This window comes from Mycetohabitans rhizoxinica HKI 454, assembly GCF_000198775.1.
Classification (GTDB): Bacteria; Pseudomonadota; Gammaproteobacteria; order Burkholderiales; family Burkholderiaceae; genus Mycetohabitans; species Mycetohabitans rhizoxinica.
Genome location: NC_014722.1, coordinates 2,372,974 through 2,398,218 on the forward strand (window position 1 = coordinate 2,372,974; position 25,245 = coordinate 2,398,218).

At 61.3% G+C, this 25,245-nt stretch carries 19 protein-coding genes, 4 pseudogenes and 1 riboswitch; of the genes and pseudogenes, 18 read left to right on the top strand and 5 right to left on the bottom strand.

The window, feature by feature from the left end:
- The first annotated feature begins 73 nt into the window (after window positions 1–73).
- Window positions 74–248: riboswitch (FMN riboswitch) on the top strand.
- Window positions 249–380: 132 nt separating this feature from the next.
- Window positions 381–1,124 (top strand): 3,4-dihydroxy-2-butanone-4-phosphate synthase, encoded by a 744-nt coding sequence (gene ribB / locus RBRH_RS10410; protein WP_083813467.1) that lies wholly within the window; start codon window positions 381–383, stop codon window positions 1,122–1,124.
- On the opposite strand, the pseudogene RBRH_RS19075 reads toward ribB, so the two are convergent.
- Window positions 1,121–1,454 (bottom strand): annotated as a pseudogene (locus RBRH_RS19075) (MFS transporter); the annotation flags it as partial. The gene ribB and the pseudogene RBRH_RS19075 overlap by 4 nt on opposite strands.
- A 299-nt stretch (window positions 1,455–1,753) precedes the next feature.
- On the opposite strand from RBRH_RS19075, the pseudogene miaB reads away from it, so the two are divergent.
- The 17 genes and pseudogenes from miaB (at window position 1,754) to RBRH_RS10510 (ending at window position 18,402) form a co-directional block, all read left to right on the top strand.
- A pseudogene (miaB, locus tag RBRH_RS10420) lies at window positions 1,754–3,116 on the top strand (tRNA (N6-isopentenyl adenosine(37)-C2)-methylthiotransferase MiaB).
- Window positions 3,117–3,138: 22 nt separating this feature from the next.
- Entirely contained in the window at window positions 3,139–4,287 is a 1,149-nt protein-coding gene (locus RBRH_RS10425; RefSeq protein WP_013436216.1) for a PhoH family protein, read from the top strand.
- Window positions 4,284–4,757: an rRNA maturation RNase YbeY gene (gene ybeY, locus RBRH_RS10430; protein ID WP_013436217.1), complete on the top strand. Its 474-nt coding sequence runs from the start codon at window positions 4,284–4,286 to the stop codon at window positions 4,755–4,757. Before RBRH_RS10425 ends, ybeY begins: the two co-directional genes overlap by 4 nt.
- 21 nt (window positions 4,758–4,778) lie before the next feature.
- Window positions 4,779–5,573 (top strand): gamma-glutamylcyclotransferase, encoded by a 795-nt coding sequence (locus tag RBRH_RS10435; protein WP_013436218.1) that lies wholly within the window; start codon window positions 4,779–4,781, stop codon window positions 5,571–5,573.
- Between the two features lie 52 nt (window positions 5,574–5,625).
- Window positions 5,626–6,516: an HlyC/CorC family transporter gene (locus RBRH_RS10440; RefSeq protein WP_041753829.1), complete on the top strand. Its 891-nt coding sequence runs from the start codon at window positions 5,626–5,628 to the stop codon at window positions 6,514–6,516.
- Window positions 6,517–6,572: 56 nt separating this feature from the next.
- Window positions 6,573–8,204, top strand: coding sequence for an apolipoprotein N-acyltransferase (gene lnt / locus RBRH_RS10445; protein WP_370645088.1), 1,632 nt, complete (start codon window positions 6,573–6,575; stop codon window positions 8,202–8,204).
- 232 nt (window positions 8,205–8,436) lie between these two features.
- On the top strand, window positions 8,437–9,450 hold the full coding sequence (glyQ, locus tag RBRH_RS10450) for a glycine--tRNA ligase subunit alpha (RefSeq protein ID WP_083813469.1): 1,014 nt from the start codon (window positions 8,437–8,439) through the stop codon (window positions 9,448–9,450).
- Between the two features lie 24 nt (window positions 9,451–9,474).
- Complete coding sequence (gene glyS, locus RBRH_RS10455; RefSeq protein ID WP_013436222.1) at window positions 9,475–11,577, top strand: glycine--tRNA ligase subunit beta; 2,103 nt, start codon at window positions 9,475–9,477, stop codon at window positions 11,575–11,577.
- A 42-nt stretch (window positions 11,578–11,619) separates the two neighbouring features.
- A pseudogene (gene gmhB / locus RBRH_RS10460) lies at window positions 11,620–12,173 on the top strand (D-glycero-beta-D-manno-heptose 1,7-bisphosphate 7-phosphatase).
- 43 nt (window positions 12,174–12,216) lie between these two features.
- Window positions 12,217–12,996 carry a lysophospholipid acyltransferase family protein gene (locus tag RBRH_RS10465; protein ID WP_041753830.1) on the top strand — a complete coding sequence of 260 codons (780 nt, stop codon included), beginning with the start codon at window positions 12,217–12,219 and terminating at the stop codon, window positions 12,994–12,996.
- 60 nt (window positions 12,997–13,056) lie between these two features.
- Complete coding sequence (locus RBRH_RS10470; RefSeq protein WP_013436226.1) at window positions 13,057–14,160, top strand: M48 family metallopeptidase; 1,104 nt, start codon at window positions 13,057–13,059, stop codon at window positions 14,158–14,160.
- A 140-nt stretch (window positions 14,161–14,300) separates the two neighbouring features.
- The gene (gloA, locus tag RBRH_RS10475; protein ID WP_041754482.1) at window positions 14,301–14,690 is read left to right on the top strand and encodes a lactoylglutathione lyase; all 390 of its coding nucleotides are present in this window, start codon (window positions 14,301–14,303) and stop codon (window positions 14,688–14,690) included.
- A 5-nt stretch (window positions 14,691–14,695) separates the two neighbouring features.
- Window positions 14,696–15,001, top strand: a complete 306-nt coding sequence (locus tag RBRH_RS10480) for a hypothetical protein (RefSeq protein ID WP_013436228.1) — start codon at window positions 14,696–14,698, stop codon at window positions 14,999–15,001.
- A 157-nt stretch (window positions 15,002–15,158) separates the two neighbouring features.
- Window positions 15,159–15,410: a type II toxin-antitoxin system Phd/YefM family antitoxin gene (locus tag RBRH_RS10485; protein ID WP_013436229.1), complete on the top strand. Its 252-nt coding sequence runs from the start codon at window positions 15,159–15,161 to the stop codon at window positions 15,408–15,410.
- Entirely contained in the window at window positions 15,407–15,793 is a 387-nt protein-coding gene (locus tag RBRH_RS10490; RefSeq protein ID WP_013436230.1) for a type II toxin-antitoxin system VapC family toxin, read from the top strand. Before RBRH_RS10485 ends, RBRH_RS10490 begins: the two co-directional genes overlap by 4 nt.
- A gap of 175 nt (window positions 15,794–15,968) precedes the next feature.
- Window positions 15,969–17,089, top strand: a protein-coding gene (locus tag RBRH_RS10500) for an IS3 family transposase (RefSeq protein ID WP_157864434.1) whose coding sequence is annotated in 2 segments (ribosomal slippage) — window positions 15,969–16,218 and window positions 16,218–17,089 — 1,122 coding nt in all. Because the reading frame shifts where the segments join, the coding sequence is not laid out codon by codon here.
- 114 nt (window positions 17,090–17,203) lie between these two features.
- A pseudogene (locus RBRH_RS10510) lies at window positions 17,204–18,402 on the top strand (IS3 family transposase).
- A 139-nt stretch (window positions 18,403–18,541) separates the two neighbouring features.
- On the opposite strand, the gene RBRH_RS19080 reads toward RBRH_RS10510, so the two are convergent.
- From RBRH_RS19080 to RBRH_RS19675, 4 genes are all read right to left on the bottom strand, one after another.
- Window positions 18,542–19,435, bottom strand: a complete 894-nt coding sequence (locus RBRH_RS19080) for a hypothetical protein (protein ID WP_013436237.1) — start codon at window positions 19,433–19,435, stop codon at window positions 18,542–18,544.
- Window positions 19,436–19,807: 372 nt separating this feature from the next.
- Entirely contained in the window at window positions 19,808–20,719 is a 912-nt protein-coding gene (locus tag RBRH_RS10515; RefSeq protein WP_232509292.1) for a Pvc16 family protein, read from the bottom strand.
- A gap of 47 nt (window positions 20,720–20,766) precedes the next feature.
- The gene (locus tag RBRH_RS10520) at window positions 20,767–22,947 is read right to left on the bottom strand and encodes an ATP-binding protein (protein ID WP_232509293.1); all 2,181 of its coding nucleotides are present in this window, start codon (window positions 22,945–22,947) and stop codon (window positions 20,767–20,769) included.
- Window positions 22,944–24,614 (bottom strand): contractile injection system tape measure protein, encoded by a 1,671-nt coding sequence (locus tag RBRH_RS19675; protein ID WP_041753833.1) that lies wholly within the window; start codon window positions 24,612–24,614, stop codon window positions 22,944–22,946. The genes RBRH_RS10520 and RBRH_RS19675 overlap by 4 nt, the downstream gene beginning before the upstream one ends.
- Between the last annotated feature and the right edge of the window lie 631 nt (window positions 24,615–25,245).

Genomic DNA, 25,245 nt, shown 5'->3' on the forward strand with positions numbered 1-25,245 from the left:
ACAACGCCGCGGGTTGTTGTATGCTCCCGGATGCCGCTCGTGCGTCATCGAACCGATGCGCGGTGGCACGTCAATGCGTCTTCAGGGCGGGGTGAAAGTCCCCACCGGCGGTATGCCGCGCACCGGTCCTTCGGCCGGCGCGCGACGAGCCCGCGAGCGCCGATGCGTCGTGCAAACGCCGCGTCGGGTCAGCAGATCTGGTGCGATGCCAGAGCCGACGGTCATAGTCCGGATGAGAGAAGATGTGAGGGCACGACGCCGACAGCGCGCACACGGCCAGTTCGCCGTGCGGGCAGCTGCCCGTGTCGGTCTTCCTTCGGTTGTCTCTTGCCAGCCGTTGCCCTGAAACGTTTTTCGCCCAACCTTGCGAGGAGCGTTTCATGTCGAAACCCACACCGTTGTTCGAGCCGCCGACAGGCTCGGTTCTGTACCCCCGTTATCACGCCGATCCACACGCGATCCCGTCGCGCATCGCCGCCGCGTTGCAGGCGATGCGCGACGGGCGTCCTGTCGTGCTGCAGGATGACTTCAATCGCGAGAACGAGGCCGACCTGGTCATCGCGGCCGAAAAGCTTACGATCGAGACGATGGCGCTGTTGATCCGCGAATGCAGCGGCATCGTGTGCCTGTGCCTGCCGGATACGAAGATTCGCCAGCTTGCGCTGCCGCAGATGGTGTCGGCCAACCAAAGCCGCCACGGCACCGCATTCACCGTATCGATCGAAGCACGTGACGGCGTGAGCACCGGCGTCTCGGCGGCCGACCGGCTAACCACGATTCGCGCGGCCATCGCGGACCAGGCCAAGCCGACCGACATCGTTCGTCCGGGGCACGTGTTTCCGTTGCGTGCGCAACCCGGCGGCGTGCTCGCACGCCGTGGCCACACCGAAGGAACGGTCGACTTATGCTGGCTGGCCGGGCTGAAACCGGCCGGCGTGCTGTGCGAACTCATGAATCCAGACGGCACGATGATGCGCGGTGACGATGTCGAGCGTTTCGCCACGCAGCATCGGCTGCCGATGCTGACAATCGAGGAATTGGTCGATTTCCGGCGCGCACTGGAGCGGCCGGGCACCGGCGCGTCGATCCCAATGTCCGCAGCGCTTAGCTCGAGCACCTGCTAGCCGGCGCGACCGGGCGCCGCGCCGTCGCACGTGCGCGCGCGGCCAGTACGCGCGGCGTGGTGCTTGACGCCGGCGGCGAGCAGCGTCACCGCGAGCGCCACCAGTGCAACGGCTGCGGCGGTCCACGGCAGCGCGATCAAAACCGCTGCCGTGGATGACCACCCCACCACCAAGCCATGCCACACCCGCATTGCCGAGGCTGCACGCCCCGATATTGAGTGTGGAGGCGAGATTCAGCGCCACGTGCGCCTTCTCGACCACGCGCATTTGCAGCGACAGCACAGTGGCAAAAGCGACGATACTCCACGCGAATACTGTCGTGACCGCTGCCAGAGCAACGGCAGCGTGGCTATGACATCGCGTATAAGTCGATCTGGGACATTGCCAGCGACATGTGCGCGGGCCCCGCCTGCGAATCGTGATGCCTGGCATGGCACGGTTATCTGGCGCCGCTGAACGCGGTCGCCCACCGCACGCAACCGGTACTTACCGCCGCGGCTGCGCTTGCTGCTCGACTTTCTAGTGGATCGTTTTGCCCACACCTTCGCCAACATGAGGGATGTCACCAGCTAGGCGTATAATTCTGGCTTTCCCCCGCCCCCAGATAAACGACTGCGAACGGCGACAATATGCCCAAAAAAGTCTACATAAAGACTTTTGGCTGCCAAATGAACGAGTACGATTCCGACAAGATGGTCGACGTGCTTGGCGCGGCTGAAGGTCTTATCAAAACCGACTCCCCGGAAGACGCGGACGTCATCCTGTTCAACACCTGCTCGATTCGCGAAAAGGCGCAGGAAAAGGTCTTTTCCGACCTGGGCCGGGTGCGCGAACTCAAGCAGGTGCGCCCCGACCTGCTGATCGGCGTCGGCGGCTGCGTCGCCAGCCAGGAAGGCGCGGCGATCGTCGCGCGCGCGCCCTACGTCGATCTCGTGTTCGGCCCGCAGACGCTGCATCGGCTACCCGCGATGATCGATGCGCGGCGCGCAAGCGGCCACGCGCAAGTCGACATCTCGTTCCCGGAGATCGAGAAATTCGACAATCTACCGCCGCCGCGCGTCGAAGGTCCCACCGCGTTCGTCTCGATCATGGAAGGCTGCAGCAAGTACTGTAGCTATTGCGTCGTGCCGTACACGCGCGGTGAAGAAGTATCCCGCCCGCTGGACGACGTGCTAACTGAGGTGGCTGGCCTGGCGGACCAGGGCGTGCGCGAGGTCACGCTGCTCGGGCAGAACGTGAACGCCTATCGGGGCGCGATCAGCGCCGGCGCCGCCGAGATCGCGGATTTCTCGACGCTGATCGAGTACGTCGGCGGAGATTCCAGGGATCGAGCGGATCCGCTACACGACGTCGCACCCGAAGGAATTCTCGCAACGGCTGATCGATACGTACCAAAGCGTGCCCAAGCTGGTGAGCCACCTGCACCTGCCGGTACAGCACGGCTCGGACCGGATCCTGATGGCGATGAAGCGCGGCTATACGGTCCTCGAATATAAGTCGATCGTGCGGCGGCTGCGCGCGATCCGGCCGCAGCTCTCGTTATCGACCGACTTTATCGTCGGTTTCCCCGGTGAGACCGACGACGACCATGCCAAGACGATGAAGCTAATCGACGAAGTGCAATACGACACCAGCTTCTCATTCATTTTCAGTCCGCGCCCCGGCACGCCGGCCGCGACCCTGCATGATGACACGCCGCGCGACGTGAAGCTTGCGCGGCTTCAGCAATTGCAGGCCGCAATCGAAGCGCACGCGGCAAAGATTAGCGAATCGATGGTCGGCACCGTGCAGCGCATCCTGGTCGAGCGCTCGGCCCGCAAGGATCCGAACGAGTTAGCCGGACGCACTGAAAATAACCGCGTGGTGAACTTCCCGGCGCCGCAGGCTTCGCACGCCCGCCTGCTCGGCCAGATGGTCGATGTCGAAATTGTCCACGCCTATCCGCATTCCCTGCGCGGGGAGCTCGCGCTAACGCCGGCAAGCACGCATTGACCGGCGCCCATTCTCACGCATCTTGAAGACACCCCTGCCCACGCTCGAATTCACCGCGCCTCGCGACGACAACACGCGACTGGCGAACCTGTGCGGTCCGCTCGACGAAAACCTGCGCCAGATCGAGCAGGCGCTCGATGTGACACTGTCGCGGCGCGGCCACCGAATCACGGTTCGCGGCCGCGCCGCGAAAGTCGCTCTAACCGCACTGGAGAACTTCTACAATCTCGCGCGCGATCCGCTGTCCGTCGACGATATTCAACTCGCGCTGGTCGAGGCGCGCTACAGTGCCGAGCACCCGGCACGCGCCCCGGGCCACGCCGCCAATCGCGGCAGCGCCCGCGCGGCGGGTGCCGAAGGCGCCGGCCTGCAGCCGGCCGCACGCGCCGACGCGACGCTGGACGAAGCAGCGCCGTTGCGCCTGCGCGGCGATCCCGACCATCCCTTCGACGGATCAGCCGCCGCCGACCTGCCCGACGACGAACGCGGACCAACGCTGTACACGCGGCGCGCCGACCTGCGCGGACGCACGCCGACGCAGCGCGATTACTTGAAGCAGATCCTGCAGCACGATGTGACGTTCGGGGTCGGACCAGCTGGCACCGGCAAGACGTACCTGGCGGTCGCCTGCGCGGTTGACGCGCTGGAACGAGACCAGGTCAAGCGGATCGTGTTGACGCGTCCGGCAGTCGAGGCCGGCGAGCGGCTCGGCTTCCTGCCCGGCGACCTCGCGCAGAAGGTTGACCCGTACCTGCGCCCGTTGTACGACGCGCTATACGATCTGCTCGGCTTTGATAAGACGGCCAAGATGTTTGAGCGTCAGATGATCGAGATCGCGCCGCTCGCGTACATGCGCGGGCGCACGCTGAATCACGCGTTCATCATCTTGGACGAGGCGCAGAACACCACGCCCGAGCAGATGAAGATGTTCCTCACGCGCATCGGCTTCGGGTCCAAGGCGGTGATCACCGGCGACATCACGCAGATCGACCTGCCACGGGGCAACAAGAGCGGACTGGTGGAGGCACAACAGGTACTGCATAACGTGCGCGGCATCGCACTGACGCATTTCACCAGTGCCGACGTGGTGCGGCATCCGCTGGTCGCACGCATCGTCGAGGCCTACGATGCACACGCCAAGCGCCATCCGGACGGCGCGCATTCGGCATGAACGCGCCCCGTGCTCCGAAGCTCACGCTCAGCGTGCAGTTCCCGGCCAGGGCGTTCGCCGCCCACAAGGCGTTGCTGCCACGCGCCAGGATCGCCGGTTGGGTCCGCGCCGCGCTCTTCGCGCCCGCTGAATTGACGATCCGTTTCGTCGACGAGCAAGAAGGCCGCGCGCTGAACCGTAGCTATCGCGGCAAGGACTACCCAACGAACGTGCTCACGTTCGCGTACGGGGAATCGGACAATGAGCCGGTCAGTGGCGACCTAGTGCTCTGTTGTCCGGTGGTCGAAAGCGAGGCGCGCGAGCAACACAAGCCGTTGGATGCACACTACGCGCACCTGATCGTGCATGGCGTGCTGCACGCGCAGGGTTACGATCACGAGGATGACGAGCAGGCGCGGGAGATGGAGTCGATTGAAACCGATATTCTGGCGCGGCTCGGCTATCCGGACCCGTACGCGCAACAGGGCTGAGCAAGCCAAAGCCTACCGAGAATGATGCAAGACGAACGTGGCGACCACGCCGAACCTGACGAACGCGAGCACGATGCGCCGGCGCCGCCGTGCCCGCGCACACCGGTCGCGCGCACCAGTGCCGTGCCGCCTGGGGCGGTACCGGGTTATCCGCCCACAATCGGCGGCGACGCACGACTGTTGACGGACGCGGAACTGGCGGCATCGATCGAGCATACGCTGGTGCATTGGGACCGGGCGAGCGATTTGTGGCTGTTCGGCTATGGATCGTTGATTTGGAATCCCGGTCTGCCGACAGTTGAATCGTGCCGGGCACGCGTGATGGGCTATCACCGGGGCCTGTATCTGTGGTCGCGGGTGAACCGTGGCACGCCCGAACTGCCCGGCCTGGTGCTCGCGCTAGACCGTGGCGGCTGCTGCCCGGGCATTGCGTTCCGGCTCGATGGGCACAGTGCGATGCCGCACCTGCAGGTGCTGTGGCGGCGTGAAATGTCGATGGGCTCGTACCGTCCCGCGTGGCTGCGCTGCATGCTCGATGACGGGCGCGATGTACGCGCGCTGGCATTCGTGATGCGCCGCGAAGCAGCAACCTATGCTGGCCGCGTGTCGGACGACGTCATGCGTATCGTGCTCGCCCGGGCAAGCGGCCGCTACGGCACCACCCACGACTACGTCGCGCGCACCGTCGAGGCGCTGCGGGCGAACGGCATCCCCGATGTCGCGCTCGAGAAAATGCTTGAGCGCTGCTCGAGCGAGGGCGTGCGGCCAGCCACAACCGCCATCGTGCGCGGCGTCACAGATGCGCATTCCGGTTAGTGTATCCTTTGATTACCTCCATCGCGCGTCCGGTCCCGCGGGACGCTTGAACATGAACGACCCGTATCCCAGTCGGAAAAGTCACTCGAAACATCCAGACAAACCGCGCTCGCTGCTGGAGCGCTTGACCGATCTCATCTCGCCCGAGCCGGAATCCCGTGCGGAGTTGCTCGAAATCCTGCAGGACGCGCACGCACGCAACCTGATCGACGCCGATTCGCTGTCGATGATCGAAGGCGTGTTCCAGGTCGCTGACCTGTGCGCCCGCGACATCATGGTGCCCCGGGCGCAGATGGATGCGATCAACATCGCCGACAGCCCCGATCAGTTCATTCCATTTGTGCTGGAGAAGGCGCACTCGCGCTACCCAGTGTACGATGGCAACCGAGACAACGTGATCGGCATCCTGCTCGCGAAGGACCTGCTGCGCTACTACGCGGAAGAGGAATTCGACGTGCGTGGCATGTTGCGCCCCGCCGTGTTCATCCCCGAGTCCAAACGCCTGAACGTGCTGTTGCACGACTTTCGTGCGAACCACAACCATATTGCGATCGTCGTCGACGAATACGGCGGTGTCGCCGGTTTGATCACCATCGAGGACGTACTCGAGCAGATCGTCGGTGACATCGAGGACGAATATGACTTCGACGAAGAGGAAGGCAACATCATCGCGACGCCGGACGGCCGCTACCGGGTACGTGCGCTGACCGAGATCGAGCAGTTCAATGAGACGTTCGGCACGCACTACTGCGATGACGAGGTCGACACGATCGGCGGCTTGGTCACGCACCGCTTCGGCCGCGTGCCGCACCGTGGCGAAAAAGTGCGCATCGACGATTTCGTGTTTGAGATCCTGCGTGGCGACGCGCGACAGGTCCATATGCTGCTTGCCAAGCACGTGCCAGCCGGCGCGCTCGCGGGCCGCGACCGCGATGATCATTGAGCCCAGGGCAGCACCCACGCACGTCTTTCCTATACCGACAGATGGTCGATAAGCCGATCGCCGATCCCGCGCCGCGCGCTGCCTCGTCGGGTTTCCCGCCGTTGCAACATGCGTCGCGCAGCCGTCGTGCGACGGTGCTGCATTTGACGCTGGCAGGCACAATCGGCGCGCTGAATACGCTTGCGTTCGCGCCCACGCCACACGGCGGCTGGCTTGAGTTAGCGATCTTTGCCTGTGCGTTCTGGCTCGTTTCGCGCACCCGCACGCTGCGCGGCGCGTTGCTCACCGGTGGCGCATTCGGTTTCGGTCAATTCGTCAGCGGGGTGTGGTGGTTGTATGTAAGCATGCACTTCTATGGTGACATGCCCGCGCTCATGGCCGGTGCCGCCGTCGTGCTGCTCTCGCTCTATCTGGCCCTTTATCCGGCGTTTTCGGCTGGACTATGGCATTTATGTCGCGCACCGCGCGGGCAATGCGCGATATTTACGCCTAGTTGGCATGCGAGCGTGGCGTTCGCCTGCGCATGGGCATTGGGCGAATGGTTGCGCGGGACCGTCTTCACTGGCTTTCCGTGGCTTGCAAGCGGGTATGCGCAAGTTGACGGTCCGCTAGCCGGCTTCGCGCCGCTCGTCGGCGTCTACGGGGTCGGCTGGGTCCTCGCGCTCGTCGGCGCGTTGATCATACAGGCAGCCATGCGTATGAGTGGGGCGCGCGTGGCCACGTGGCTCGCGCCCGCCGCCGTCGCTGCGGGGCTGCTCGCTTGCGGCATGCTGCTCGCACGCGTGACGTGGACCCAGCCGAGCGGGCCCGCACTGTCAGTGCGCCTGCTTCAAGGCAACGTTGAGCAGAGCATGAAATTCGACCCGGTCGGCATGCATCACGCCATTGCACTGTACCAGCAGCTCATCACGGAAAAGCCGGCCGATCTGGTCGTGACGCCCGAAACCGCAATTCCATTGCCGCTGTATGAAGCGCCGCCCGAGTTCGGCACGGCGGTACGGCGCTTCGTGGACGCCACGCACACGTCGGTCCTGTTCGGTGCTGTCGGCGCAACGATGACCGAAAACGGGCCGAAGGATTTGACCAACGCGCTGTACGGGATCACGCCGGGATCGCCGGTCCTGTACCGGTACGACAAGCATCATTTGGTGCCATTCGGCGAGTTCATCCCGTGGGGCTTCCGATGGTTCGTCGACATGATGAAGATGCCATTGGGCGACTTCTCGCGCGGCGGCTCAATACAGCCGCCGTTCATCGTACACGGGCAGCCGATCGCGCCGAATATCTGCTACGAGGACATTTTCGGCGAAGCACTCGCCCGTACGCTGCGCGGCCAGTCGGAACCTGCCAGTGTGCTGGTCAACTCGACAAACCTCGGTTGGTTCGGCAATACGATCGCACTGGACCAGCACCTGCAGATGGCACGGATGCGCGCGCTCGAGACCGGGCGGCCGATGCTGCGCGCCACCAACACGGGCGCCACCGCGATGATCGATGCGCACGGCTCGGTCAAGGCCCAACTGCGTCGCTTCACAGTGGGCGCCCTTGATGTACGCGTGCAAGGCCGCAGTGGCATGACGCCCTACCTCATAGCCGGCAATATCACTGTATTGGTCATATCGCTGGTCGGGCTGGCGATCGGGTTGGGGATGGGACACCGCTCCAGCGCTGGCCGCGCATGCGAATAAAAGCGAAGATCCTAAACTCGCATTACAAAATCTTGTGCGCTCGGATGTGTTGGGATGCGGTCAAGTACTGTATATGGAAGAGGGGTATCATCAACGGCGACCACGGTACGCGGCAAAGCGATCGGTCTCGCGCCCTTTTCCGCTAAAATCTCACCCTTTAGCACTTTTCCTGCCCCGGGGCGGCGGCGTGTGCCGGTGCGCACGACCAGACGCTTCGCCTGAAAGGCATTTCATGCTCACGTTCCAGCAAATCATCCTGACCCTGCAGTCCTACTGGGACAAACAGGGCTGCGCGCTCCTGCAACCGTACGACATGGAAGTCGGCGCGGGCACGTCGCACACCGCGACGTTTCTGCGCGCAATCGGTCCGGAGCCGTGGCGCGCTGCCTATGTGCAGCCGTCGCGGCGCCCCAAGGACGGCCGCTACGGCGAGAATCCCAACCGGATGCAACACTACTACCAGTACCAGGTGGTCCTCAAGCCGGCGCCGGAGAATATCCTGGATTTGTACTTGGGCTCACTACAAGCGCTCGGACTGGATCTGAAGCAAAACGATGTGCGCTTTGTCGAAGATGACTGGGAGAACCCGACGCTGGGCGCTTGGGGTTTGGGGTGGGAAGTGTGGCTCAACGGCATGGAGGTCACGCAGTTCACGTACTTCCAGCAAGTCGGCGGGCTCGATTGCAAGCCGGTGCTCGGCGAGATCACGTACGGCATCGAGCGTCTGGCCATGTATCTCCAGCAGGTCGAGAACGTGTTCGATCTGGTATGGACTGAATGGGAAGAGGACGGCCCGGACGGCAAGGTGCTGCGCCGGCTGACCTACGGCGACGTATTTCACCAGAACGAGGTCGAGCAATCGACGTACAACTTCGAGCACTCGAACGCCGAGTTGCTATTCACGTTCTTCAACGCGTATGAGAGCGAGGCCCGGCGCATCATCGAGCAACGGCTCGCGCTGCCGGCCTACGAGTTGATCCTGAAGGCCGCGCATACGTTCAACCTGCTCGATGCCCGCGGGGCGATCTCCGTGACGGAGCGCGCCGCGTACATTGGCCGCATTCGCGCGCTATCGCGGCTAGTTGCGCAGGCGTACTACGATTCGCGGGAGGCACTCGGCTTCCCGATGCTGGGCGAGGCGGCCGGCGCGCATGCGCGCGGCACCGTCACCGATGAGCAAGAGGCTGCCCGCCCCAATTGGGTGCCGCCGCTGAAGGTCGAGCGCAAGCTCGAGGACGACGCCTGAGACGACAGAAGAGAAGCCATTCCAATGAGTCAACCATCCACCCTGCTCGTCGAACTGCTGACCGAAGAGTTGCCGCCGAAGGCGCTCGCCCGCTTGTCCAATGCCTTTGCCAACGGCCTGGTTGAGCGGCTCGCCGCGCGTGACCTAATCGACGTCGCCGACGGCGGCTCACCTTCGTTCGAGCCGTTCGGCACGCCGCGTCGGCTGGCGGTCACGATCCGTAACGTGCGCGCGGTGGCACCGCAGCGCCAGGTGCGCGAAAAAGTCCTGCCAGTTTCCGTGGCACTCGACGCCAACGGGCAGCCGAGCGCGCCGTTAGCCAAAAAACTCGCCGCCCTGGGCTTTCCGGACATGCCGCTCACGCAGCTGGAGCGCGCGATGGACGGCAAGACCGAGGCGTTCTTCCTGAATTACGCCGCACCGGGCGTGACGTTGGAAGACGGTCTGCAGGCCGCACTGGACGAAACCCTCGCCAAACTGCCGATCCCGAAGGTCATGACGTACCAGCGGCCGGACGGCACAAACGTGCAGTTCGTGCGCCCAGCGCACCGGCTCGTTGCGCTGCATGCGGACCGTATCGTGCCGGTCTCGGCGCTCGGATTGGATGCGGACGCGGTCACGCTCGGCCACCGGTTCCTGTCCGAGGGCCACGTCGCGATCCTGCATGCGCACGACTATGCGCGCACGCTCGAGCAGCGTGGCAAGGTCATCGCCAGCATGCAGGCACGCAAGGAGGCGATCCGCGCACAATTGCTCGAGCGCGCGGGCGCAGACCATGTACTGATGCCCGAGGCACTGCTCGACGAAGTCAATGCGCTGGTCGAATGGCCGATCGTCTACGAATGCCGTTTCGATGACGCGTTCTTGCAAGTGCCACAGGAATGCCTGATCCTGACGATGCAGACGAACCAGAAGTATTTCGCGCTGACCGACGCCGGCGGCAAGTTGCGCTCACGCTTCCTGGTCGTGTCGAACGTGCAAACCGACACGCCGCAGCAGATCGTGCTGGGTAACGAGCGCGTCGTGCGCCCACGGCTGGCCGACGCGAAGTTCTTCTTCGAGCAAGACCAGAAAAAGACGCTCGAGCAACGTGTGCCGCTGCTGGCCAATGTCGTGTACCACAACAAGCTGGGCTCCCAGTTGCAGCGCGTCGAGCGGCTCGAGGCGCTGGCGGCGGTGATCGCGCCCAGCGTCGGCGTCGACGCGCAGCGGGCAGCGCGCGCCGCGCGGCTGGCCAAGGCGGACCTACTCACCGACATGGTGGGCGAGTTCCCGGAATTGCAGGGCACGATGGGCACCTACTACGCACGCCACGACGGCGAGCCCGACGATATCGCGCTGGCGTGCTCGGAGCACTACCGGCCGCGCTTTGCCGGCGACGCGCTACCCTCTACCGCAATTAGCACCGCGGTCGCGCTCGCCGATAAGCTTGAGACGCTGGTGGGCATCTGGGGCATCGGCCTGCAGCCGACCGGCGAGAAGGACCCATTCGCGCTGCGCCGACACGCGCTCGGCGTGCTACGCATCGTGCTCGAAAAGCAGCTGCCGCTGGACTTGATAGATTTGTTGCGGCATGCGTACGCCCAATTCGCGGCCCAGCCGCAAGTTGCTGATCCCACCAGCGCGTTGCACGGTTTCTTCATCGACCGGCTACGCGGTCTGTTGCGCGAGCGCGGCTACGACGCGAACGAGGTGGACGCGGTACTGAGCCAAAATCCGACCCGCATCGACGACATCACCGGCCGACTCGACGCGGTACGCGAATTTGCCACGTTGCCCGAGGCCGCATCGCTGGCGGCGGCCAACAAGCGGATCACGAACATCCTGAAAAAATCCGACGGCGCGGCCCAGCACGTCGAGACGAAGCTGTTGATGGAACCGGCGGAACGGGCGCTGTTCGAGCAGTTGCACAACGTCACACCGACCGTGCAGGGTCGGCTAAGCTCACGCGACTACACAGGCGCGCTGTCGGCGCTCGCCTCGTTGCGCGACGCAGTCGATACGTTTTTCAACGACGTGATGGTCAATGCCGACGATGCGGCATTGCGGGCGAACCGGTTGGGCTTATTGGCTCGGCTGCACGAGTTGATGCACTGCGTGGCCGATATCTCAAAGCTTGCGGCATGAGTGACGGCCGATTTTTTTCCTGGCGAACGGCGTGAATGAACGATGCAAAAGAAACTCGTGATCCTCGATCGTGACGGCGTCGTCAACCACGACTCCGACGCGTTCATCAAGTCACCCGACGAGTGGATCCCGATCCCGGGCAGCCTCGAGGCAATCGCACGGCTGAACCAGGCGGGCTACCGCGTCGTGATCGCGAGCAACCAGTCGGGCATCGGCCGCGGCCTGTTCGACATGGCCACGCTCAACGAGATACACGAGAAGATGCACCGCAATCTGGCGGCGCTGGGCGGGGGCGGGTCGATGCCATCTTCTTCTGTCCGCATACGCCCACCGACCATTGCGATTGCCGCAAACCGAAACCCGGCCTGCTCGCGCAGATCATCCGGCGCTTCGAGATTGATGCCGCCAGCACGCCGGTGGTCGGCGATTCGCTGCGCGACCTGCAAGCTGGCGCGGCGCTGGGATTCAGCTGTCACCTGGTGCTGACCGGCAAAGGCCAGCAAACGCTGGATGCGGGCCATCTGCCGGCAGGCACGACAGTCTATGCGGACTTGCATGCATTCGCGCTCGACTTCCTTGCCGCCGAGGCCAACTGAGCCGACGCGTCTCGTACCGTCCAAGGCCTTATATCGCACCATCATGCACGTGATTCGCTCGACACTGTTCTTCATTTATTTGATCGTTTACACGATCCCGTATGCATGCGCCTGCTTCATTGCGTTCCCGTTTCTGAACGCAAACCGGCGCTATAAGATGGCCGTCGGCTGGTGCCGCTCGACGCTGTGGATGCTGCGGCACCTGGTCGGCGTGAGCTGGCGCATCGAAGGCCTGGACAATCTGCCCGATGGCCCGGCCGTCCTGCTGCCCAAGCACCAGTCCGCGTGGGAAACGCTGGCCTTTCCGGCGATCATGCCGCGTCCGTTGTGCTATGTTTTCAAGCGTGAGTTGCTATACGTGCCATTTTTTGGCTGGGCCCTCGGGATGCTGAAGATGGTGCACGTCGACCGCAACAAAGGGCACAGAGCGTTCACGTCGCTGATTCGACAGGGCAAGGAACGGATGGCCGAGGGTTCATGGGTGATCATGTTCCCGGAAGGCACACGGGTGCCGGTGGGCCAGCGTGGCAAATACAAGACTGGCGGCACGCGCTTTGCGATCGCTACCGGGGTGCCGGTGGTGCCGATCGCGCACAACGCCGGACACGTGTGGCCGCGCAACGCCTTTCTGAAATTTCCAGGTATAGTCACAGTGTCGATCGGCAAGCCCATCGACACCCGCAACCTAAACGCTGACGAAGTCATGGCGCGCGTCGAGGAATGGATCGAAACCGAGATGCGCCGCATCGATCCGCATGCGTATCCTGCGCAGGACGAAACGCCGGTGTATGCCAAACGCGCGTCGTCGTCCGAGGCGGTCTGAGCACGCTTCGATACGGTAGCCAGCGACCCGTGCAGCGACACCCCTTCGAACCCGATAGCTATGGCTCACGCGCCCTTGCCGCGCCGCGCGGCGCTCGATTCACTCGATTCGCGCCAACTCGACCTGCCGCTGTTCGACAGCGGCAACGCGTTGCCAGGCCTATCCGTCGAAGTCCCGGCCGGGCGGCCCGCCTCCGCGGCGCCCGTCGGCGGCGCCTGCTCGCCCTGGCCCGGCGCCGAATCGATGCCACCACCGTCGGCGCCGTTGCAAGCGCCGGTGGAGCCGATTGCCGCGCCGTTGCCATCGTTGCAAGCGCCAGTGGAGCCGCTTGCCGCGCTGTTGCCGCCGTTGCGTCCATCTTCTAAACCGACGAGCGCGACGCCGGCGCCATCGCTGCCGACGGGCGCCACGCCGCGCAACGAGACTCGGTTGCCAGACGGCAGCGGGCTGCGCTGCGTGTCCCTCGGCTCGCACCGACTCGATTATCGGCTCAAGCGTTCCGCGCGGCGCACCATCGGATTCTCGATCGACGGCAACGGACTGGCTGTTACCGCACCACGCTGGGCCACACTGGCCGATATCGAAGCAGCGCTCGCCGACAAGCAGCGCTGGATCTTCGCCAAGCTGGCCGAATGGCAAACACGCACGGAACAACGCGCGCTGCCTCGGATCGTCTGGACTGATGGCGCGACCTTGCCCTACCTGGGCAAGCCGTTGACCATCGCCATCACGTCGTCAAGCGGCACGCTGCGGCATGACCCCGAACGGGCCGTGCTCGAGCTGGGCTTGCCACCGGATGCGCACGCGCAGCAGATCAAGGATCGCGTACAGGGCTGGCTGCAGCAGGAAGCCCGATGCCTGTTCGGCGAGCGACTCGACATCTATGCGCAACGCCTCGGCGTGCGACATAGCGCGTATGCGCTGTCATCGGCGGCAACCCGTTGGGGGAGCTGCTCGAGCGACGGCAAGATCCGGCTGAACTGGCGCTTAATCCATTTTCCGCTGTCGATCATCGACTATGTCGTCGCGCACGAACTCGCGCATTTGCGTGAAATGAACCACAGTTCGCGTTTCTGGGATACGGTCGCGTCGATCTTCCCGGAATTCCGCGAGGCGCGCAGTTCGCTGAAGAACCATCCGATGGAGTTACTGCCCACGCTGTGAGGCTCACCCGCGCGTTTGCCTACATTGCGCAAAGCCGTGCCGCACGAGTTAAAATCCCCGCCGTATCGCGCCGTGCCAGCCGTAGTATGACGCTGTTATCGCGCCCCCCGCAACGCCATCGACATTTCAAGGATTTCGTCATGCGCCTTCTTCATACGATGCTTCGAGTCGGCAACCTGGAGCGATCGCTGGACTTCTACACGAACGTGCTGGGCATGCAGTTGCTGCGCAAGCATGACTATCCGGAAGGCCGCTTCACGCTTGCGTTCGTCGGCTACGGCAACGAGGACGACCATACGGTAATTGAGTTGACCCATAATTGGGACACCTCGGCCTATGAGCCGGGCACCGGCTTCGGCCATCTCGCGATTGCCGTGGACAACGCACGCGAGGCGTGCGACGCGGTGCGCGCCAAGGGCGGTAAGGTCACGCGCGAGGCAGGCCCGATGAAGCATGGCACCACGGTGATCGCCTTCGTCGAAGATCCTGACGGCTACAAGATCGAGTTTATCGAGAAAAAGCGTTTGTAATTCAGATGGCCATTACCGCCGCGTCGGTGCGCAAGCCGCTCAATGCCTTCACCATCGCGTTGCTGGCGCTGGCGGGTCTGACCGGCACCGCCCAGGTGACCGAGTGGACGCCCATGGCCGTCGTCGGCATCGCGTATCGTTGGCCAACCGCAAAATACGGGTTTCCGCATCAATGTCGCCTCGTGTCTTCAACCAAGAAATACGGCTACCCCTTTTGCAAAGGGTGCGGTGGCTTCCCTTTCACTGTTAGCCAGCGCTTTGTTGAACGCGAAGCGGCACGAGCCGACGAAGCAGCGCACCGACTGGGATAGCGAGCCTGTCCGTAGCCGATAGCGGGTAGGGCGCTGCCTAGATTGCTTGCGCGCATAATGTTCGCACAATGCTCATAAATCCATTACTACAAGTGCTTGACGCAACCTAATCGCCCATTTAAACTAAATTAACTTAGTTTAGTTTAAATGGGCGATTATGCATACATATAACATTCACGACGCCAAGACACACCTGTCGCGACTCATTGATCAAGCGGTGCACGGCGGTGAACCGTTTGTGATCGCCAAAGCCGGCAAGCCTCTGGTCAAAGTCGTGCCACTTGATCTCCCGGCACCTGTTCATCGCAGTCGAATCGGCTTCCTGAAGGGACAGATTAGCGTGCCGGCTGACTTCGACACGATGGGCGCCGCAGACATTGAACAGTTGTTTGACGATAACGCTGAATGAAGGTGCTGTTGGATACCCACCTAATCCTGTGGGCGGCCGCCGACGCACCCGAACTGCCGGCCGCGGCGCGCGCGCTGCTCGATGATCCGGCCTGCACGCCGCTCTTTAGCGTCGCGAGTCTGTGGGAGATTGTGATCAAACGCGGCCTGGCCCGCGCCGATTTTCAGGTCGAGCCGCGCGTGCTGCGTCGCAGTCTGCTTGACGTTGGCTACGAGGAACTGCCGATCGTGACTGCGCACGCGTTGGAGCTCGAACATCTACCGCCCATCCATCGCGATCCGTTCGATCGGATTTTGATCGCGCAGGCCGTTGCCGAAGGCGTACCGCTTGTAACGCACGATGCGATGATTGCAAAGTACCCTAGCCTGATTCGGCTTGTCTGAAGGCAAGCCGTTAGGGTTGCTCCATGCTCAGCCGCCCCATCGGCTCGCTTCGCGCCGCCCGCGCATGATACTTTGTGGAGCAGCCCCGTGAATCACCGGACACGGTCTGACCTGCCCCCGGCAAACAGGGCCGGCCGGAGTTTAGTAAAGTTCGTTTTCGGAGAAGAAGACGAACATGAAGAAGCGCTTTACGGAAGAACAGATCATCGGTTTTCTGAAGGAAGCCGAGGCCGGCAGGCCGGTCAAAGAGTTGTGCAGGCAATACGGGTTCAGTGACGCGTCGTTCTACACGTGGCGCGCGAAGTTTGGCGGCATGGAGGTGTCAGAAGCGCGCCGGCTCAAGGAGCTGGAAACCGAGAACGCGCGGCTGAAGAAGCTGCTGGCCGAGGCGATGCTCGATATGGAAGCGTTAAAGGTTGTCGTCAAGGTAAAGCCTTGAGCCCGCAAGCCAAGCGCGAAGCAGTCGCGGCGATTCGCAAGAAGGTGAATATCTCGGAGCGCCGCGCCTGCCGGCTTGTCGGGCTTTCTCGCAGCGTGTTGCATTACAAAGCGAAGCTGGACCACGAGAATGATGCGCTGAGGGCTCGCCTGGTGGAACTGGCGCACGAGCGTCGGCGCTTCGGTTATCGGCGATTACACGCGATGATGGAGCGCGAGGGTATCCAGGCGAACCATAAGCGCGTGCATCGCCTTTATCGTGAAGCGGGGCTTGCCGTACGGCGCCGTCGACGGCGCCACGGCGCCATGATTGAGCGCGAGCAGTTGGCGTTGCCAAGCGGACCAAACCAGGTGTGGTCAATCGATTTTGTGATGGACGCGCTGTCCAATGGACGGCGTCTGAAGTGCTTGACTGTCGTGGACGATTTCACCAAGGAGGCTGTCGATATCGTTGTGGACCATGGCATCTCGGGCTTGTATGTTGCTCGAGCGTTGGAGCAGGCAGCGCGTTTGCGCGGCTATCCCAAGGCGTTGCGCACCGACCAGGGCCCGGAATTCACGAGCCGGGCGCTGAACCAATGGGCGTATGCGAATGGCGTCACGCTGAAGTTGATTCAACCCGGAAAGCCGACGCAGAATGCTTACATCGAATCGTTCAACGGCAAGTTCCGCGATGAATGCCTTAACGAACACTGGTTCACGAGCCTCGCGCACGCTCGCGCGCTTATCGCCGCGTGGCGCCAGGACTACAACGAGCAACGGCCGCACAGCGCACTGAATTACCTTTCGCCCGCCGAGTTCGCGGCGAAATATCGGGCAACAGCGGATGCTCCTGCCGCTTTCCAGGAGCTGGTTTAAAAGGACTTTGCTAGAAGACGGCTGGCACTAACCAAGGGGGCAGGTCAGGTCAGCCACTTAAACTAGCGGGTAGGCATAAGATCTGTGTTTGTGACTAACACTAGGCAGGAAGTGATGGAAGTGTTGAGGGGCCCGGAGCGGCGACGACGCTGGTCGGCTGAGCAGAAGCTGACAATGGTGCGGGAGGGTTTCGAGCCGGGGAAATCGGTCTCGATGGTCGCGCGCCAACACGGCGTGAATCCGAACCCGCTATTTCACTGGCGCAAACTGTATCATGACGGAAGCCTGTCGGCGGTTAAGGCTGGCGAGGAAATCGTACCGGCGTCGGAACTGGCCGACGCGCTCAAGCAGGTTCGGGAGCTGCAACGACTGCTTGGCAAGAAGAGCCTGGAGAACGAGATTTTGCGCGAGGCAGTTGAATACGGGCGAGCAAAAAAGTGGATTGCGCGCTCACCCTTGCTGCCGCAGGACGATCCGTGAAGCAGGTCTGCGAAGTTCTCGGCGTGACGCGCTCCAATGTGGTGGCGAAACTGTCGCGTCCGGCCCAGTGGCGGGATGCACGCCAGTCGCGATGGATGGACGATGGCGCTTTGGTCGAGGAAATCCGGCTGGTGGCCCAGCTATAGCTACTGGCGCGTCTAGGGCATCCTGCGGCGTGAACGCAGTAGCACCGGCCTGGCACTGATCAACGCCAAGCGCGTGTACCGAGTCAAGCGTATGCACGCGTTGCTGATGCAACGAAGGCCGCAGCCACCTCGAGCGCAACGTCGCCACGATGGCAAGGTCGCAGTCGAACGCAGCAACCAACGCTGGTGTTTGGACGGCTTTGAGTTGCGCTGCGACAATGGCGAGGCGCTGCGCGTGACGTTCGCGCTGGATTGCTGCGACCGCGAAGCGATGAGCTGGGTGGCGACGACGGCTGGCTATAGCGGCGACGTGGTGCGTAATGTGATGCTGGCGGCCGTCGAAAACCGCTTCGACAACGCGCTGCAAGCACCCTCGGAAATCGAGTGGCTGAGCGATAACGGCTGCGGTTATACGGCCGACGAAACGCGCCGCTTCGCAACCGAAATCGGCCTGAAGCCGCTGACGACGCCGGTGTGCAGTGCGCAGAATAACGGCATGGCTGAGAGCTTCGTGAAGACGATGAAGCGCGATTACGTGGCCTTTTGCCAAAATCGGATGCGGCGACGGCCGTGCTCACTTTCACCATTGCGTTCGAGCATTACAACGAGAAGCACCCCCATAGCGCGCTGAAATATCGCTCACCATGCGAGTTTCGACGCACCGTGGATTCATCAACCGTAGTGTGAGGCCGTGTCCGGGACTACGGGGTCAACTCCACTTTGCGGTTTTTCTGCGCAGCTAGATTTGGAACAGCCCCCTGAAAGTCCGGACACAGTCTCCCACTTTTGCCAATATGCTTGCATCTTCCAGAGGACTATTTTTTTCTTACAGTCTTGCTGAGCCTGACGCTTCAGGTCCCTTTGCCGAGCGCTTGGCTTTCCCTCCCAGATTTTTAAAGTTCATGGGTTTATTTTCATGAGTAGAATGGGTTGCTATAAGCTGATACCCCACCTTATTTTCATCGATTAAATTTTTCAAAGCTCTAGCCAGATGATTGTGAACCGATTTGTTAATTTGCTGAGATTTTTTAATGGGTATATTTTTTATAGAAATTTGGGTTCCCTTGGGACCCAAGCCAATTGAAACCGCTCTATTCTCAGCCTTTACATTTAAATCAATATTAATTTTTTCTTTATCTTTTTCAGTGATATCTTTACCTTTCTTTATATTAGATTTAACCTTTTCCCTCAATAAATTTAAAAAACTTGATTTTTCCTCATCACCACCAAAGTCTTTTACATAGAATTCAACCAAATGAGAATTATCTTCTTTGAAGTAATTCTCATACACATACCTTATACCGTTGCTTAATCCATAATAACCTTTTTCATTGCTCCTACTACTTTCCTCAATGTTAGAATTTTTCAATATTTCAAACTCATTTGCCGTCATGGCTCTAAAAAATGAAGTTGCAGATTCAAATGAATTTGCTTCTAAATTTTTATCTATACCTAAAATTTTTTCCTTTAGTTCTGATTCCAACAAATTAGCATAAGAACCTTCTCGCTGAGGAGTCAACTCGCCGATCGCCCCCTCCCCTTCATAAGGCACAGTGCCTTCAGAAAAGCCCGAATTTCGTCGGCTTGATAAAAATTGTTGAACAGCCTGAACACCAGGTACAGCTGGTTCAGCAACTTCATCATCGAGCTGATCAGAGTTATAATCCCGGCGCTTTAGCTTCGCTTTCGCCTGGTTTGATTGAGCTAAATTTTTTGGCATTGCTCACCTTATTTTATAAATGCAAGACATGAAGCGCAATATAACAATAAATGCAGCCGCAATAAAAATTTAATCTATGTTGCCAACACATCGCCGTCAAGGCAGCAACCCATGTTTCGGATTTGACTCGACATACAGGCGCCTAGCCTTTTTCTGTTGACTGGACTTTTGGCTATAAAATTTACCCATAGTTCACCTCGTTGACAGCTTATCTAACCTTTTAGATGACACAAATCGCGTTACCCTAGCCTAGTGATTTTGCTGGCGGAAAATCCGCATAGGTTGTCACAGCCAACCCCAGCTCGTTGTCGGTGCAATCTGTGTATTGGAACGCTCGTTGCGCTGCAGACGCGAAAAGGAAGTATCCACTCGTCAACCAGCATCGTCAACAAAGGCTTTCACCCCAGTCACGTCCTTAACGTCCACTGGCAACTGCACGCCGAGCCTCCTCCACTCATCTTCATTCTCGTTAATCACCTGGGACAGCACCTCGTGCGTTTTCTCATCAAGCAGCCCGCTCACATGAGCCGTCGGCGGTTCGTTAGGATTTGTGTACTCGCAGGTCACCGCCAGACGCGCCAGTTGCACACGCGCCAATTGCACTTGTTCCACACCCAGTAATGCTAGTACTTTGTCCACCAGCACACGCTTGAACAGCAACGACTTGTCGTAGTCCTCCCACGACTGTGCCACCGATGGCATAAGTTGCGTATTCAGCACTGGCTGTTCCTTTTCAGCCTGGCCAAGTCCTAATTTAATTGGAATCGTTACCTGAAAATTCAGGCATAGCCGAGGCCGGTCGTCCAACGCTTGCCAGAAATTGCCCAAGCCTGACAAATGCTCTGATGGCGCAATGACTCTTGAGAATGACGGCAAATTCAGCTTGTTCCTCAGACTCTTGTCCCAATCCGCATTGAGCAGCGCATTGAGTACCGCGTTCATTACCACCATGGGTTGACTAACCGGCCCCATCTTGTTTTCTGGGCGCCGCTCCCAATACGTAATTAGGTAACAACAGCGTACGTTCACTTGTCGAGGATCAAATTTTCCCGTCCCTGCGACGTACTGGCGCGATTGCCCATGCCGCAATTCCAGGTCCTCTTGGATATCGTACAGGAATACACACAGCGTCGGGCAATCCGGCGGATTGTTCTTATCCGGCATGTCAAACCGAATTTCGACTGGCTTCGGTAAATACGTGTTCAGGGTCATCTCGATTTGCGCATTGAGCATTAGTAACGACTTATCGCTGAGCGCGAAATGCGTGGGTTGGTTACTTTCCATGTTCTCCATCCTAGTACCTTATCGCCCGATGACCGCGCGCCACTGCGTCATGCTGACAGTTGCGGCACGATGCGCCCGGTCTTACTCAATTCACGGCGCACCGCGCGCTCAATATCAGCCCGAGTGACCGCTCGCCCCTGCTCGGCTGCGAGCCAACTCGCGAGCAGCGCGACGTTGCGAATGCCCGCGCCGGTCAATTCCGTGACCGACGCAAGCCGCGAACAATCCACTTCCTCGTCCACTGCCACCTGCGCGGGCCAAATCGCGCGCCACAGTTTTTCTCGCAAATGGGCATCTGGTGCTTCAAAGCGCGTCATGAACGTTAGCCGGCGCGTGAACGCGTCGTCTAGATGCCCGCGGTTATTTGTTGTGAGCACCACGAGCCCCGGATAGTGTTCCAACCGCTGCAGCAAGTACGACACCTCGATGTTCGCGTGCCGGTCCTGCGCGTCCTTCACTTCGCTGCGCTTGCCAAACAGTGCATCAGCCTCGTCGAACAGCAAGACACCGGTGTCGGCCCCGGCCAGATCAAAAATCCGCGACAGGTTCTTCTCCGTCTCGCCGATATATTTGTTGACTACCGTCGACAGATCCACGCGGATCAGTTCCACGCCCAATTCGCCGGCAAGCACTTCGGCGGCCATCGACTTGCCGGTGCCCGACTCGCCGTAGAACAGCGCGCTGATGCCCGTCGCGTGGCCGATTTTGTGCGCGAACCCGCGTGCAAGCACCATGTCGCGCTGCCGGATTGCGGCGACGATCTCGTGCAGCTGCTCAGCCACGCTGGTGCTGACAATCAAGTCATCGAACGTGCGCCGTGGTGCCACACGCTGCGCGAGCGAACCAAAATGTTGCTGGCCGCGTACACGCAGCGCTTGATGCAGATCGGCTGGCGTGAGCGGCGCCTGTGCATCACGCAGCGCCCGATAGCCTTGCGCCTCCTGCAGCGTAGGCTCGAGCGCGTCAGGATTGACCCGCGCGTGACGCAGCAACGCCGTCAAGTCCCACGCGTCACCGGTCGAACCCAAACTGGCTCGCAATAACCGCGCATCGTCCTCGCGGGTGCGCGGCGGCAGCGTTACACGCACCTGCGGCAGGGTGGCAAACACGTCGCCCGCGTCCTGCTCGGACCATAGCGCCACCACCGGCTGCCCATGTCGCTCCAGTCGCGACGCCAGCGCGTTAAGCAATCGCCCGTGCCGTGCCACGCCATCGGCGAGCTGTTGCAGCACCAGCACGCTGCCGTGCAAGCGCGCTTCGCGCAGCGTCGCGAGCAGCACTAGCCACGCCTCGTCCGATTCGTCTGGCAATGCCGCCAGATTGACGACCAGCGCCGGGCGGCCCGCGTCGCGCGCCAGCTGCGCGATGAACGCCAGGCAGCCGTCAGTTTGGTGCAATAGTAATAACGGGACACGTTTTGGCTCAGTCTCAAAACAGCACGCTGCGATCTGCTGCGCGCATTCAGCCCACGGGCCGTCACGCAGTACGTCACCGGAGCGAGAGGCGGACCACCACTGCGCCACCTGTGTGAGGGCCATGGGCAGCGATGTCGCATCTGCGCCGCTTAAGTAGCGATAAACGGTCTCATCCACGCGCAAGTACGACGCGTCGTCGCGGGTGCTCGCGCGACCGTTACGCTCCGCCAAGTAGACAAGGCCGTGGTGCACCAAAGCGCCAGCGTCTGTGCCAAGCAGGTGGCGGTGCGCAATACGCTGCACAGGCGTCGCGCTAAAGAGCGTCAACGCAAATTCCACACTGGGCCAACTCGCGCCTTCATCTCCTTGCAAATAGGCAATCAGCACACGATAACGCGGCTCGAATAGCGGCAGCACACACAACACCAGTACCTGCGTCTCGAACAAGGTGAGCCCGAATCGCTCTATCACCTCGGCCAGTCGCCCGTGTGCATCCGGCGCATGTAGCGTTGTCCACGACGCGGCATCGTCGCTGCACCAATACGGCATGCCGCTTGGTTGCGCGCATGTGGCCTCGAGCAGTTCTTTCGGCTGGAGTAACCCGGCGAGGTTGAGCCGGTCGTCCTCGTGTTGCTGCTGCCAGATAAGCAATTGCTGCAGCACTTGGTCGACGTACTCAAGCCACGGCCCAAGCGCCTCGAATGCCGCGCTCACAGGCGCCCGCCCGCCTTGCGCCTCCGCCAGCTCGGCCAAGGAGTGCCACCTAGTGCCCGGCTCGGGCGCATTGAGCGATCGAGAAGTAAGGATCCTCATGCGAGCCACTCCACTTTAATGGGGCTTAATAGCCACGGTAGTGTTATCTGCGTCAGCGGCCATGGCACCTGGGACAACAGCACATCGGTTGCATCCCGTTCCACTGTTAAGGTGAGATGCTTCGTACCTGCCACCAGCATGCCCGTGCGTTGCAGGAAAAACACGCGTACATCGGCTGCGCTTAAGCGCTGCAGGCCCGGCAGCACCGCCAGCGTCATGTTCAGCCAGCGGTCAGCCTCTTCCTGTTGCGATCCGTCCAGCACGGGCCAGTCGATCGGCTGCACGTCGTCGGGCAGCGGTGGCAAGCCGCATAGCAGGCGTGGCACCGGCAAGCGCCAGTCGGCCGGCGGCGTCTGCCCCGACGCCAACCAGTCCAGCAACGCGACGGCGCGCCGTACAGCATCCGGCGTCCAGCCATTGTCGGCATCGACCAGCTCAAAGGTTTGGAACAGGCGCGGCAACACCGGCCATAGCAGCACCAAACCTGCGTTCGCCACGATCAGCGGCTCGATTTCAACGCGCGGGTTCGGGCGGCGTTGCGTGAGAACGCGCGCCTGCTCGTCCCGCATCGCGCGCTCTGCGGTCAGCGCGTCACGTTCCCATGGCGCGTGGCGTGCCGAACTGGACACACGCGACACCGATGCCGTGGCGGGCGACGTCGGGCGCACGTCTGGCAGGTCGAGGGCCACCGCCAGTCGTTCACGTAATTCAGCCGTCAGGTGCGTAAGCCAACGCGCTGAATTCGGCTTGCTGAACTGGGCCGTCAGCAACTCACGCAGCATATGCCGCATCGGCTCGGTCAGTGGATAAGCCAACAGTGCATCGAGGCACGCCTCGAGCAAGGGATCCGGACTCAGCGCAGCCGCCGTCGCGTCGTGCGACAGGTGCTGTGCGCTGACCGGCTTCCGAGCCACAATCGGGTGACGCTGTGCCCCTTCAATTGCCGTCGTTGAGGCGACTTGAGAGCCAGATAATGACAAGGGGCGCGACAAAGGAATGCGCGTGGGGGCAATCAACCAAGCGATTAGCGCGCGCAACGCGGTGCCATCACACCCAGCGATTAGCCGGTGTCGGGCGGATGGTTGCAAGCAGCGCTCGGCCAACAAGAGCCTGGCCTTAGACGTGTCATCACGCGAGTGCGCCTGGCTTATTTGTATTAGACGCATCATGCACGCATGCGGACTGGGTACGGGGCCGCCACTTGGCCCGTCAAACGCGCGGTCGGGCGCCCCCCACACGCCCGTGTCCAGATAACGCAGCAGCGCCGCCCAATCGGATGAAACGGTGTCGGTCTTCGTGGCTACGCGCAGCGTGTCCGAGCGCGTCGCGCGCCATGGCGCCGCTTTATCCTCGGACAATACGGCCCATCGTGTCCCTGCGCTCGCATGCGCCTTCAGGTCGGCCCGCAACGCACGCGCCAACTCGACGAGCGTCCGCTCAAGTAGCGCCGGCTCAAATCTTGCCAGCACAATGTCACCCACGTCGATGACCAGCCGGCCCACCCGATACGGCTCGTCGAGACGGCCATCGTCGCATTGCTCGATCACGCGCGCGATGTGCGGACGCAGCGCATCGTGAAATAGCAGGCTACAACGGCGTTGTAGACGCTCCGCATCATTCAATGACGCACGTAGACGAAAGTGTAACCGGTCAATTTGGTTACGCATCGTCGACACCCTGCTGGCCAAGCCGTGAGCGAACAACGCACACGGTCCTGCTACGCCCGACCGCCCCCGAGGTTATCGCGCATCGTGTCCAATCGACCCGCATACGAGGCCACACGGTGCGAACGCGCTCGCTTTTATCTATCCGCTGCCGGCCGCTCATGCCACCGTGCGCGCATGGCATGGCTTGCCGTTGTGCTTGACCAACATACAACCTGCAGAAAAGGAGGACGATATGGAGCGATCCGATCGGATCGCTCGTTTGGTGCGCCGCACGTGCAAGTGGGCGGATGAAGGCAGCTAATCTCGATCGACTTCTCGCCTTCGAAAATGGTTGAATCCAGTTCATCAAAATCCTCATTCAAGCAAGCATTGCCACGGCAACTCCTGTTCACTCTACAGTTGAGTACATCCTTCTCAACGCTACGAGCCCTGTACAGCCACAGCTCCCAAAAACCACGGAAACATTTGTCATTCAGCTCCTCTCCTATGGATGCTTTCCGTCTGTTTTGACGACCTATTCAAAGCGCACATCACTCGATGGCTGTGCACGCTGCGCCGCCACTCCCCGTTCACGCCGATATTTGACATTTTCTTTCTATTGGCAAACTAAACCCACCTGGATCAATAATGT